The organism is Dyella sp. (assembly GCF_035503745.1).
In the GTDB taxonomy this organism is placed as follows: domain Bacteria; phylum Pseudomonadota; class Gammaproteobacteria; order Xanthomonadales; family Rhodanobacteraceae; genus Dyella_B.
In genome coordinates, this window is sequence record NZ_DATJTC010000018.1 from 52,577 (window position 1) to 65,575 (window position 12,999).

A 12,999-nucleotide genomic window follows, 5' to 3' on the forward strand; every position below is an offset into this window, starting at 1 on the left:
GGTCATGCCGGCGTGCACGGGCATGACGGGCAAGAAAGCGTGGCACCCACCATGGTGCCCTTGCCAGTTGCCTCAGTGTCCGCGCGCCTGCACCCGTGCCACAAGTGCCAGCGCGCCCGCGCCGAGCGTAACGCGCCCCGCCGACCGTACCGGCAGCCACGCATCGCCCGGCAGCAGCCTTCCTTCGGCCGTATCCACGTGCCCTTGCGCGCAATAGATCAGCGCCACCGCATCGTCCACCACCTGGCGGCCGGGCACGTCCCAGAGCACCAGTTCGCCGTGAACGCGTTCGCGGCGCAGCATGAGGTTGAAGTCGCGCGTGGGGCCGTCGAGCAGTTCCACCGTCACCTGGGCTTCGCCGCGAAAGGCGAAGGGCGTGAACGGCGTGTGGAGTGCGTGCACCTGTCCATCGTCCAGCGTCATCGTGAAGCCCGCGCCGTCCAGCAGCGCGATATGGCGGTCGATGCCGGGGAAAGCGGAAAACGGCGCCGCGCTGTCCACTTCCGCAACGCTCACGCGCCAGCTGAAATCGTCCATGCCGGCGCCGTCCGGATACACCGCAAGCTCGCGCGTGCGGCCCATGCCGTTCTTCCACGGCATGGCGCGGCAATCACGCAGGCGGATGATGCTCACGCGGTACGCTCGATCACGCGCTGGAACGGCGGCAGCGCCTTCAGCATCTGCGTGCCGTAGTGACGCGTCACCACGCGGCGATCCAGCAGCACGATGCGGCCATGGTCGGTTTCGCTGCGGATCAATCGGCCGCAGTACTGCGTAAGCAGCCTTGTGGCCTCCGGCACGGCCACTTCCAGGAAGGGGTTGCGCCCGCGCGATTCCAGCCACTCGGCATAGGTGGCGCCGACCGGATCGGTGGGCACGGCAAAGGGCAGCTGGGTGATGACCACGGTTTCGCAGAGCTTGCCCGGCAGATCCAGGCCCTCGCCGAACGAAGCGAGCCCGAACAGCGTACTGCCCTTGCCGGCTTCGATCGCAGCGATGTGTTCGGCAATCAATTGCGTTTTCGCCAGCGAGCCTTGCGCGCGTACTTTGCGTACCTTGTCGATCGGCAGGCGTTGCAGGACGCGTTCGAGCTTGGCGCGCGAGGTGAACAACACCAGGTTGCCCGCGTCCCAATCCAGGTGCTCGGCGAGCCAGTCGGTAATCGCCTGCGCGTGCTGTTCGCGCGCATCGGGCATGACGTCGATCGCGGGCACTTCCAGCCGCGCCTGTGCGCCCAGGTCGAACGGCGAGGGCAGGCTGATGGTGACGGCGTCGTCCGGCAGGCCCACCGCATCGGCGAAGCCGCGGAAGTTGCCGCCGGCGCTCAAGGTGGCGGACGTCATGATCGCTGCGCTGGCGTTGTCCCAAAGGATCGTGCGTAACAATGCACCCGCGGACACGGCAGAAGCGTGACAGACGAGTTGCTGGTCGTGCGCAAGCGTGACCCAGCGCGCGAGCGGCGGTGCGTGTTCGGGATCGTCGCTGGACCATGCATGCCAGGTGCGTACCTGCCGGTCGATGCGTTCCAGCGCCATGCCCAGTTCGCGCGACAAGGCCTCTTGCGTGGGGCCGCCTTCGCTCATTTCGGTGACGGTGCGGCGCACGGCGGTGAGCCAGCGCTGCACGTCGGCGGTGGCGATGTATAGCATGGAGGCGTGTTGCATCCAGCTGTCCGGCAGTTGCCCCAGCGAGCCGCGGTACATCGGTTCGGTTTGGGCGGGATCGGGCAGCCAGGACTGGCGGATGTCGCGTTCGAGTTCTTCCAGCGCGTCGCTGAGCCCCTGCAGCTTTTCGTCGCCCGCATCGAGCGTGAGCTTGCCGATCACTTCCTTGTCGGTGAGCGAATACGCCGCATGCACCTGGCGCGCGAGGCGGCTGATCTGGCGCGTGGCGGTGCCCAGGGCCACATCGGAGGCGCCGCGGTCGATGGTTTTGCCCGGCATGTGGTGCGCCTCGTCGAACACGTACAACGTGTCGTCGGGCTTGGGCAGGATCACGCCGCCCCAGTTGTCCTCACCGCCTGGCATGGTGAGGTCCGACAGCACCAGATCCTGGTTGGCGACGATGATGTCCGCGTCCGCCACCGCACGCCGCGCGGCGAAAAACGGACAGGCCATGAACTGCGCGCAGCGCCGCCCGGTGCAACCGCCGGCGCTGGTGGTAATCATGCCACGCAACATGTCGCCGGGCGTTTCGGGCGCGGCGTCCATGTCGCCGTTCCATTCGTTGTGGTCGAAGCTATCGGTGAGTTTGCGCAGCACCTGTTTGTCGCGCTCGGCCGGCGGTTTGCTCCACAGTGCCAGATCGGCATCCAATCCCAGGCCCATCTGGCTGCTTTCGCCAAGGCTGCCGCTGGCCATGCGCAGGTTGCGCGGACACAGGTAACGCCCGCGCCCCTTCGCCAGCGCCACTTTCGCGTGGCTGCCGTTGAGTTTGAGGTAAAGCGGAATGTCGCGCTCCACCAGCTGCTCCTGCAGCGCGATGGTGGCGGTGGCGATCAGCAGTTTCTTCTTCTGCGCGCGCGCCACTTCCATGCCGGCGATCAGATAGGCCATGGATTTGCCGGTGCCGGTGGGCGCTTCGATCGCCGCCGCGCCGCCCGCCTGCGCTAGCGCTCGCGCGACTTCGGCGATCATGCGCGTTTGCGCCGGCCGCGCGCGGAAGCCAGGCAGGCCGTCCTTGATGCGCGCGTAAGCGTTGCGGATGTCGCCTTTGAGGTCGTCAGTGAGCATGCGAGACCGGCTGCATCGCCGCGATGCTCAACGCCACCGCTTCGGCCACGCGGATGCCATCCACGCCTGCCGAAAGAATGCCGCCCGCGTAACCGGCACCTTCGCCGGCCGGGAAAAGCCCGCGCGTGTTGCGGCTTTGCAGGTCGTCATCGTTGCGGCGCACGCGCACGGGCGAGGAGGTGCGCGTTTCCACGCCGGTGAAGATCGCATCGTGGCGCGCGAAGCCCTTGAGCTTGCGATCGAACGCCGGCATCGCTTCGCCAATGGCGTGGACCGCGTAGTCGGGCAGCGCGTGCGCCAGATCGGTCAGGTGCACGCCCGGCTTGTAGGAAGGAACGATGTCGCCCAGTGCCCGCGAGGGACGTGCCGCGATGAAATCGCCCACCAGTTGTGCCGGGGCTTCATAGGTGCCCCCGCCCAGTTCGAACGCGCGGCTTTCCCAGTGCCGTTGCAGTGCGATGCCGGCAAGCGGGCTGCCGCTGCTGTCGTAAGGCAGGAAATCGGAAGGCTCGATGCCCACCACGATCGCGGCGTTCGCGTTGCGCTCGTTGCGCGAATACTGGCTCATGCCGTTGGTGACCACGCGCCCCGGCTCGCTGGTGGCCGCCACCACCGTGCCGCCCGGGCACATGCAGAAACTGTACACCGAACGTCCGTTGCGGCAGTGATGCACCAGCTTGTAATCGGCCGCGCCGAGCAGAGGATGCCCCGCCTGCGGACCGAAGCGCGCGCGGTCGACGATCGACTGCGGATGCTCGACGCGAAAGCCGATCGAGAACGGCTTGGCTTCCAGATACACACCGCGCTCGTGCAGCATCTGGAAAGTATCGCGTGCGCTGTGGCCCAGCGCGAGCACGACATGATCGGTGCGGATACGCTCGCCGCCGGCCAGCACGACGCCGCGCACATGGCGTACGCCGTCCGCGCCGGTATGGATGTCCAGATCGTCCACGCGCTGCTGGAAGCGGATCTCGCCGCCCAGCGCCTCGATCGTGGCGCGCATGTTCTCCACCATCGTCACCAGGCGGAAGGTGCCGATGTGCGGCTTGCTGACGTAAATGATTTCTTCCGGTGCGCCGGCCTGCACGAACTCGGTCAGCACCTTGCGGCCGTAGTGCTTGGGATCGGAAATCTGGCTATACAGCTTGCCGTCGGAAAACGTGCCCGCGCCGCCTTCGCCGAATTGCACGTTCGATTCCGGATGCAGGTTGCGCTTGCGCCACAAGTCCCAGGTGTCCCTGGTGCGCTCGCGCACGGCCTTGCCGCGTTCGAGCACGATCGGGCGAAAGCCCATCTGCGCCAGCACCAATGCGGCAAACAGCCCGCAAGGCCCCAGGCCGACCACCACCGGACGATGCGCCAGCCGTGCGGGTGCCTGCGTCACGAAGCGGTAGCGGGTGTCGGGCGTGGGGCGCACATGCGGATCGTCGGCCAGGCGCTGCAGCAGCCTGGCTTCGTCGGCGACATCCACGTCCAGCGTGTAGATCAGCTGGATCGCGCCGCGCCGGCGCGCATCGTAGCCGCGGCGAAACACCGTGTAGCCGCGAACCGCCTGCGCGTCCACGTGCAGCCGATGACGGATGGCTGCCGCCAGCGCCTCGTCGGGGTGATCCAGCGGAAGGGTGATGTCGGTCAGTCGAAGCATGCGGGGCGGGGCGGAACGGGACGCGCCATTGTCTCACGTCGCCCGCCGTCGCAGCGGAGCCGGGCCGGGTGGGCCCGGCGATGCCCGCTTATACTTCCGAAGCGATCTGCCGCAGGGTTTGCTCGAACACTTCCGGCGGCTGGCCGCCCTGGATCAGGTAGCGCCCGTTGACGATCACCGAGGGCACCGCGCGAATGCCTTGTTCCTGGAAAAAGCGTTCCTGCGCGCGGACTTCCTGTGCATAACGCCCGCTCTCCAGCAGCTCGCGCGCCTGGTCCACGTCCAGGCCCACCTCGCCGGCGACCCGCGCCAGCACCTCGTGCGAGCCCACATCCTCGCCCTTGCTGAAATACGCCTCCATCAGCGCCAGTTTCAGCGCGGCCTGGCGGCCTTCCCCTTGCGCCCAGTGCAGCAGGCGATGGGCGTCGAAGGTGTTGTAGATGCGCTGGCGCCTGTCCATGTCGAAGGTGAACCCCACCGAGGCGCCGCGCCGGCGGATGCCTTCCTGGTTCTTCACGATCTGCTCGGGCGTGCTGCCGTACTTGTGGCTGATGTGCTCGATCACGTCCTCGCCGCCCGGCACCATGTCCGGATTGAGCTCGAAGGGCTGGAAATGCAGCTCGGCAGTGACCTGCCCATCCAGCCGCTGCAGCGCCTGCTCCAGCGATTTCAGCCCGATGGCGCACCAGGGGCAGACGACGTCGGAGACGAAGTCGATGTTGAGGTGTTTGATGTCAGCCATGATGGATCCACCGTGAGGGCGGGCCGGATATGCGGTCCGGTACCGCATATGGCAACCCCCTTTGCGCCGGAACGCAAGCCACCCGGAAAAAAAGGGCCGGCGATGCCGGCCCCGGGGTTGGGTCAGGCCACCATCCGTAGCGTCAGTGGGCGCTAAGTCGATGGCTTTGGGTTGGCGCGGATCAGAAGTCGTAGCTGGCCGACAGACGCACGTAGCGCGGGGTTTCCTCATACAGCGCCGCGCCGTAGGTGTTGGAAACCGTGTAGGGAGCGGTTTCGTAGGTGGCGTCCAGCACCGTGGGCTTGCGTTCGTTCAGCACGTTGAAGACGTCCAGGCTGAATGCAAGCTTCTTGTCCGCCAGCGACGGCCTGTAGGTCACGCCGAGGTTGAGCTGCTTGGTCCAGGGCAACCGCCCCAGGCTGCCGATGGGCGTGGGGCTGCCCGCGCAATAGTGGTAAGCCGAACCGTACAGCACCGGATCGGATTCATCGCTGCCGTAATAACCCAGGCATGCCTTCGGTGCGCCCGACGCGATCTGCAGCGAGCCGGACACCATCCATTCCGGCGTGATCTGATACGCACCTCGGGCCTTGAGCACATGCGTGCGATCGTTCGACAGCACGCCATTGCTGTATTGCATGAGCTGCCAGAAATCCCAGTCCTGCGTCTTGGAGACGTCGTTCTGGCCGATGGTCGAGAGCACTTGCCCTTCGGTATTGCCGTAGCTGCGCGAGAATGTGTAGTCGATGCGGCCTTGCCACTTGCCATCGAACGGGTGCTCCAGGAACAGGTCGAGCGCGTAGTACTTGCGCTTTGCTCCATCGCTGAAACCCCAGTCCCGGTTGTTCATGGTGACTTTCGAGTAGCCGTCGCCGTCGGCATTGGCCAGCAGGAAGGTGTTGGTCTTGCCGGGGTTGAAGATCAGGCAGCTGTTGGGAAATATCACGCGGTCCGGATCGATGCCGGATGCGGCCGCCTTGGCGGCGAGGGCGTTGTAATCGCACACATCGTCAATGGCCGTTTCCAGCCGGCGCACCGTGACCTTGGCGCCATACATCCAATCGCTGCCCAGCATCTTGCTGAAACCGAGGATGGCTTCGTCCTGGTATTGCGAGCGTAAATCGGTGGCGGTAACCGTCTTGGGGTCCGGGGTCGCGCCATATTCGCCGTTGGAAGAGATGGGGCCAGGTCCGATCGGTTTCAGGCCGGTCGGTGCGCCCGTGGCCGGATCGATGCCGGCGTAGGTGAAATACTCATAGGTAAACGTGGACGGCCCCGCCGCGCGTTCGGCCACGCTATTGGGCAGCGCCAGGTAGTAGCGCCCAAGGTTGCCAAATACCTTGAAGGTCGAATCGCCCAGCACGTCCCAGCTGAAACCAAGGCGCGGCGCCCACTGGTTGGTGTTGTGCACGAAGGGCTGGCCGAGGTTGTTGTAGTTGGTGAACTGGTCGTTGCGCAAACCGATAGTGAGCAGCCAGCGGTCGTTCACCTGCCAGCGATCCTCCACGTATTGGGCTTTCTGGTCGACGGACATGTTGGTCGTCGTGCTCAACACATACCGGCGCGCGTAATAGCCGTCGCCGCCGGGCGCGCCCACGCCGAAGTCGGGATTCAATGCTACGTCGGGCTTGCTGGACTTGCTGTAGATCCACGCATAACCGGGTCCGGATACCTGCTGTCCTTCATCGGTGGAAGAAGTGGTGATGTTGTCGATACCCGCGGCGATCGTGTGATCGCCGAGCTTGTATTCCAGATCCAGCCGCAGTCCGTGGCTGCTGCTTCCGGGGTTGGGCGATTTGACGTAAAGCGAGGTGATGCCGTTGGTGATGGGGGTGCCGCCGGTCATGCGCGGATCCTGGTTCACCACGCCACCGAGATAGGGCAAGGTGGGATCGACGCCGGGAATATCGCTGTAATCCATCACCTTGGTTTTGCCGTAGGTGGCCGAGACGGTCAGGTCGTCGGTGATGTAGCCGGTGTATTTGCCGATGTAGATATCCGAGCCGGTTTTGGTCGAGGTGTCGTAGCCGAACAGCGGACCCTGTGCGTGCGTGTCGTAGTCGTAGGCGTACAGGCTGCCGCTGTAAGACTGCTTGCTGGAGATGTTGGTGAATTCGACAATGTTGTTGTCGTTGATGTTCCAGTCCAGCTTCACGTAATGCTTGGGGAGGCTGTAGCGGTAGCGAGTGTTGTTGGGTTGCGAAGCTTCCGCCGAAGACGTCAGCATGCCGTCGCTCTTCTCGGCTTCTGCCGAAGCGAACAGGAACAGCTTGTCCTTGATCAGCGGCCCGCCAAGATAAAAGCTGTAGACCGTATGCGTGGCCTTGTCGTCCTTGTAGGAGTGATACAAGGTGCCGGCAAGCGCCGGATTCTGGTAACCGTAGCCGGCGGGCAGGGCGGTGTTGGGGAAGTAGACGCTCCTGGGGCTGGACGCAAGAAAGCCCGGCTCCCACAAAACCTGTGCGCCGGCATGCCACTGGTTGGTGCCGCGCTTGCCTACCTGGTTGATCACGCCGCCATCCGAGCGACCGTATTTCGCGCTATAGCCGCCGGTGAAAACTTCCTGCTGATCGATCGAGCCGTAAGGCAGGCTGATGCCGCCAAGTCCGGAAAGCGGATCGGTGGTGTTGAAGCCATTGATGTAATACGCGTTCTCGGTCACCGATGCGCCGCCAAAGGAGACCAGCGCATTGCCGGTGGGGCCGTTGAAGTAGTTGCTGCCGGCGACGACGCCCGGCGCCAGCAGGGCGATCGACTCGGCGGTGTGCGCAATGGGGAGTTGCGCCAATTCCTTGGACGTCAAGACGGTGCGCGAGTCCACGGCGGTCACATCGATGGGTGGCAGCGCGTGGCCGGAAACGGTGACCGCATCGAGCGACTTGGCGCGCGCGGCCGAGGCGAAAGATACGTCCATGTTCGCATTCACGACGACATTGACGTGGTCGCGTTTATCCACGACGAGGCCATCGCGCTGCAACGAGACACTGTAGTCGCCGAGCGGCAAATGGGTGAGGCTGTAGCGTCCGGCGTTGTCCACGGTGGTTTTGCGCGCAAGGCCGGTGGAGCCGGTAGCGACGATGGTCGCGCCGGGCTCGGCCTGGCCGCCTATGCTGCCGGTGGTGGATTGCGCGAGGGCGCCGGTACTTGCCAGCGCAGCCGCACACGCCAGCGCCAGTAACGAATAATGGAACGTATTTTTTGTTTTCAACAGGAACTCTCCCTGGATTCGCCAGGTCGCCGCAGGGGATGCGACCGATGGCGGATGACAAAAGCGAAAGCTGCTCCTGAGCCAGGACACACGGCTCATGCAGTGACCATCGCGGATTAACGGTTCGACCTGTGGGGAAACGTGTTGCGAACCGTATCGATCAAATTAGCGGCCGAGGTTTTTGCAACAATCGGACAGGGCTCAATTTGATGTGGGGAGAGTGCGTGGGAACGTTAAAGACGTAAAAACGTCCGTAATGATTCGATTCAATTGGGGCGAGTACGAGCGCGCTTGGGCGTCAAGGCGAGCCTGTCATTGCGCGCGAAAAGCGCTGGCTCCAGAGCGGCGATGCAGGGCGGAGATGCCGCCCTGCATTAGGAACAAAGGCGTTACGGCTTGCCGATGAAATCGCTCTTGCCCAGGTTCGCGCCGGATGTGCGCAGGATGTCGTACGCGGTGGTGCAGTGGAAGAACATGTTCGGAATCACGAAGTGCAGCAAGTAGGCCTGGTCTTCGAAGTTAAGCTCGCCGTTGCGTGTCTTGAGGCTGACGGCGCGCGTTTCGCTGCCGTCGATCTGCTCGGGCTTGAAGCTTTTGATGTAGTCGATGGCGCGTTCGATGCGATCTTGCAGTTCGGCAAACGTGGTTTCGTTGTCGTCGAATTTCAGCGGATCCACGCCCGCCAGGCGTGCGGCGCCGTTCTTGGCCATGTCGGTGGCGATCTGCACCTGCTTGACCAGCGGCAGCATGTCGGGGATGAGGCGGGTCTGCAGCATCACCGAATCTTCCACGCTCTTTTCCTTGGCGTGGGCCTGGCCCAATTCCAGGACGTGCCTGAGGTTGCCGAGCGCGCGTAGAAACACGGGAACGGCGGCTTGGTACATCGAAATACTCATGGGGACGACTCCGGTTGATCGGTTGGGAGAGGTTCGTGGGCGACGGTGCCGGCCAGTGGAGACAGTTCGCCGGCCAATGCCGCCGCGCCTGCCTCGCCGTGAGCCGCCGCCTGGTGCGGTTGCATGTGATGGATCGCGTAGCGCGCGATGAAGGCACCGACCACCAGCAGCGCGGCAGCGAGCACGAAGGAAATGCCCGGCAGGTGCATCGGCGCATTGTGGCTGATGAATAGCGCAAACAGATTGGCGAACAGCGCCGGTCCGAAGATGCCGGCCAGGCTCGCCAGGCTGGTGAGCGCGCCTTGCAGGCGGCCTTGTTCGTGCGGATCGACCTGTTGCGTCATCAGCGCTTGCGAGGGCGGACCGGCCAGCCCGCCCAGGCACAGGAACGGAATGCCCAGCAGGAACAGCCAGCCCGTCGAGGCCAGCCCAAACAACAGATAGCCGGCCACGCACAGCGGCAGGCCGATCATGATCAGCCTGCTTTCGCCCAGCCTTGGCATCAGCCGGCGCACCAGCACCGCCTGCACCAGGCCGCTGCACAGACCAACCAGCGCCAGCGTATAGCCCACCGCCTGCGGGCCCCAGCCGTAGCGGTAATCGGTGTACAGCACATAGGTGGAGTTAAGCGAAAACTGCGCGAAGTTGATCAGGAAGAACACCGTCGCGAACGCGAACACCTGCGGATAGCGGCGCAGCAGCACCAGCGCGCCGAACGGATTGGCATGGCTCCAGTTGAAACGTTTGCTGCGGCGTTCTGGCGGCAGCGATTCGGGCAGCACGAAGAAGCCGTAGCAGAAATTGATCAGCGACAGTCCCGCCGCCACCCAGAACGGCAGGCGGATGCTGTAGTGGCCAAGGAAACCGCCCAGCGCCGGCCCCACGATGAAGCCGATGCCGAACGCCGCGCCCAGCGCGCCGAACGCGGCCGCGCGCTTTTCCTTCGGCACGATGTCGGCGATGTAGGCATTGGCGGTGGAGAAGCTCGCCGCGCAGATGCCCGACACGCCACGGCCCAGAAACAGCAGCCACAGCACCGGCGTCAGTGCCATCACGATGAAATCCACGCCCAGCCCGAAGCTGGAAATAAGGATCACCGTGCGGCGCCCGTAGCGGTCGGACAAGGTGCCCTGCATCGGCGAAAACACGAACTGCATCAGCATGTAGAGCGTGCCGAACGCGCTGGTCCACACCGCCGCGCGCGCTATGCTGCCGCCGATCAGTTGCACGATCAGGTGCGGCAGCACCGGAATGATGATGCCGAACGCCAGCATGTCCAGCATCACCGTGACGAAGATGAAGGCGAAGGCGGCTTTAGTGCGCGACACGGTGTTCGGTGCGGAGTCCATGCGGGGGCGCGAAAGGGCGGCGGACAGTGCCAAAGGTGCAACGATAGCCGATGGCGGGGTGGCTTGGCATGGGTAGAAAGTGACTGAAAGGTCGCAGGCCGGCGGCCACGGAAAGCCGGGGAGGCTGGCCGGGAACGGCGAGAATGCCCATTACTGCGGCGGCTGCATCAATTCCCGTTCGTCCAGATACCCGCGATGGTGCCGGTCCAGCTTGTGAAATTCGCGGCGCAGGTTGTCCTGCCATTCCTTGAGGGTGATCGGCCTGCCGCGCCCGCCGGGCAGTTCGTCCTGCTCCAGCACGCCGTCATGATTGCGGTCCATGAGGTAGAACCTCTGGCTCATGTAGGCCACGTATTCGGCCTCGTCGATCCGGCCGTCGCCATTGCTGTCCATCGCCTGGAACAGCGCCGACGCCGTGCCCTGCGCCAGCACGGCGATGGGAAGCCACAGCAGCAGCGCGGCCAGCGATGCGCGCATCAGCGGTCGCGCTTGATGCCGATGAAATCGAGAAACTCCGCGCGCGTGCGCGCGTCGTCGCGGAAGCTGCCCAGCATCTGGCTGGTGATCATCGATACGCCGCGCTTGTGCACGCCGCGGGTGGTCATGCACTCGTGGCTGGCGTCGATCACCACGGCCACGCCCGCCGGGTGCAGGTTGTCCTGGATGCAGCGCGCGATCTGGGCAGTGAGCTTTTCCTGCACCTGGAAGCGGCGCGCGTAGGCGTCCACCACGCGGGCGAGCTTGCTGATGCCCACCACACGGTTGGTCGGCAGGTAACCCACGTGGGCACGGCCGATGATCGGGGCCATGTGGTGTTCGCAATGACTTTCGAATTCGATATCGCGCAACACCACCATCTCGTCGTAGCCCGCCACTTCCTCGAAGGTGCGGCGCAGGTATTCGCCCGGATCGGTCCGGTAGCCGCTGAACCAGTCGCGATAGGCCTTCGCCACGCGGCGCGGCGTATCGAGCAAGCCCTCGCGCGTCGGATCCTCGCCGGCCCAGCGCAGCAAAATGCGCACGGCCTCCTCGGCCTGTTCGGGGGTGACGTCGTGGGGCTCGTGCTCGCTCATGCGGCTTCCTTGGTGATGCTCAGGCCGGCCATTGTAGCGCCCACGTCAAGCCTTTTATTGATCTGGCCGGCGCGCCCTAATAAGGTCCCCCGGCAAGCACCCTGCCGGCCGGCGCCCCGGCGCCCCCCCGACGATACCGTTCGACAGCCCACGCAGACGCATCGATATGTCCCTTTCCATCAACCGCGACACCCAGCTTTGCATGTCCCTGTCCGCCCGGCCGGGCAACTTCGGCACGCGCTTCCAGAACTTCCTGTACCAGGCGCTTGGCCTCAACTACGTGTACAAGTCGTTCACCACGCGCGATCTTGCCGCGGCGATCGGCGGCATCCGCGCCCTGGGCATTCGCGGCTGTGCGATCTCGATGCCCTTCAAGGAGGCGGTGATGCCGATGGTGGATCACATCGATGCATCGGCCGCGGCGATCGGTTCCATCAACACCATCGTCAACGACGACGGCTACCTGCGTTCCTACAACACCGACTACATCGCCGTGCGCAAGTTGATTGAGCAGCATGGCATTGCCCGCCACATGCATCTTGCTTTGCGCGGCAGCGGGGGCATGGCCAAGGCGGTGGCCTGCGCATTTCGCGACGCGGGTTTCCGGCATGGGCATATCGTGGCGCGCAACGAAGCCACCGGGCGCAAGCTTGCCCAGGCCAGCGGTTTTGCGTGGGCACCCGACATGGCGGGGTTGTCGGCGCAGGTGTTGATCAACGTGACGCCGATCGGCATGGAAGGCGGCGTTGAAGCCAGCGAGCTGGCATTCGATGCGAGCGACGTGGCGCGTGCGCAGGTGGTGTTCGATGTCGTGGCATCGCCGCCGGAGACGCCGGTGATCGGGCTGGCGCGTTCGCTGGGCAAACAGGTTGTGACCGGCGCGGAAGTGATCGTGTTGCAGGCGGTGGAGCAGTTCGTGCTTTATACCGGCGTGCGGCCGGACGACGATTTGATTGCGCAAGCGGCCGAGCATGCATTGCGTTGATGTGCGCTTGGTCAGGCGTCTTGCGTCGAAATAAGCCAGGCCATGGACTGCGCCCGCACTGTCATGCCGGCGTGGTGAAGCGTGCCTCATTCATGTCGAGTCGGGCGTGCCGAAAACAACAACATCCCAGGGAGGATGGGCACGCCCGACAGACGTAGCGTTGCACAGTTGGATCAGGGCGTATGTCGGATTCGGGCGGTTCGTGGCGCTGGCGAAGGCCTACACCTTGTCGGAATTTGGCCAGGGCCTGCTCAGACTGTTGGCGTGGGCTACATCCATCGTGTGAACAGGCCCTAGTACGCGATCGCTCGTCCAGGCGCATGGCACACGTCCGAAGGCGGCACGGATCAAGGCAACATAAGCCCTATT

General features: G+C 64.5%; 10 protein-coding genes. 1 reads left to right on the plus strand and 9 read right to left on the minus strand.

The window, feature by feature from the left end; genetic code table 11:
- Positions 1-72: 72 nt before the first annotated feature.
- From VME63_RS06955 to folE, 9 genes are all read right to left on the minus strand, one after another.
- Positions 73-633, minus strand: coding sequence for a HutD family protein (locus tag VME63_RS06955; protein WP_325431645.1), 561 nt, complete (start codon positions 631-633; stop codon positions 73-75).
- Positions 630-2,732: an ATP-dependent DNA helicase DinG gene (gene dinG, locus VME63_RS06960; protein WP_325431647.1), complete on the minus strand. Its 2,103-nt coding sequence runs from the start codon at positions 2,730-2,732 to the stop codon at positions 630-632. Before dinG ends, VME63_RS06955 begins: the two co-directional genes overlap by 4 nt.
- Positions 2,722-4,377 (minus strand): NAD(P)/FAD-dependent oxidoreductase, encoded by a 1,656-nt coding sequence (locus tag VME63_RS06965; RefSeq protein WP_325431649.1) that lies wholly within the window; start codon positions 4,375-4,377, stop codon positions 2,722-2,724. The genes dinG and VME63_RS06965 overlap by 11 nt, the downstream gene beginning before the upstream one ends.
- 88 nt (positions 4,378-4,465) lie before the next feature.
- Entirely contained in the window at positions 4,466-5,119 is a 654-nt protein-coding gene (locus VME63_RS06970; RefSeq protein ID WP_325431651.1) for a DsbA family oxidoreductase, read from the minus strand.
- Positions 5,120-5,300: 181 nt separating this feature from the next.
- Positions 5,301-8,330, minus strand: coding sequence for a TonB-dependent receptor (locus VME63_RS06975; protein WP_414648220.1), 3,030 nt, complete (start codon positions 8,328-8,330; stop codon positions 5,301-5,303).
- Positions 8,331-8,716: 386 nt separating this feature from the next.
- On the minus strand, positions 8,717-9,223 hold the full coding sequence (locus VME63_RS06980) for a DUF1993 domain-containing protein (RefSeq protein ID WP_325431655.1): 507 nt from the start codon (positions 9,221-9,223) through the stop codon (positions 8,717-8,719).
- The gene (locus VME63_RS06985; protein ID WP_325431657.1) at positions 9,220-10,572 is read right to left on the minus strand and encodes a TCR/Tet family MFS transporter; all 1,353 of its coding nucleotides are present in this window, start codon (positions 10,570-10,572) and stop codon (positions 9,220-9,222) included. The genes VME63_RS06980 and VME63_RS06985 overlap by 4 nt, the downstream gene beginning before the upstream one ends.
- A 150-nt stretch (positions 10,573-10,722) precedes the next feature.
- Complete coding sequence (locus tag VME63_RS06990) at positions 10,723-11,049, minus strand: EF-hand domain-containing protein (RefSeq protein ID WP_325431659.1); 327 nt, start codon at positions 11,047-11,049, stop codon at positions 10,723-10,725.
- Entirely contained in the window at positions 11,049-11,645 is a 597-nt protein-coding gene (gene folE, locus VME63_RS06995; RefSeq protein ID WP_325431661.1) for a GTP cyclohydrolase I FolE, read from the minus strand. Before folE ends, VME63_RS06990 begins: the two co-directional genes overlap by 1 nt.
- Before the next feature lie 166 nt (positions 11,646-11,811).
- On the opposite strand from folE, the gene VME63_RS07000 reads away from it, so the two are divergent.
- Complete coding sequence (locus VME63_RS07000; protein WP_325431663.1) at positions 11,812-12,630, plus strand: shikimate 5-dehydrogenase; 819 nt, start codon at positions 11,812-11,814, stop codon at positions 12,628-12,630.
- The last annotated feature ends 369 nt before the right edge of the window (positions 12,631-12,999 follow it).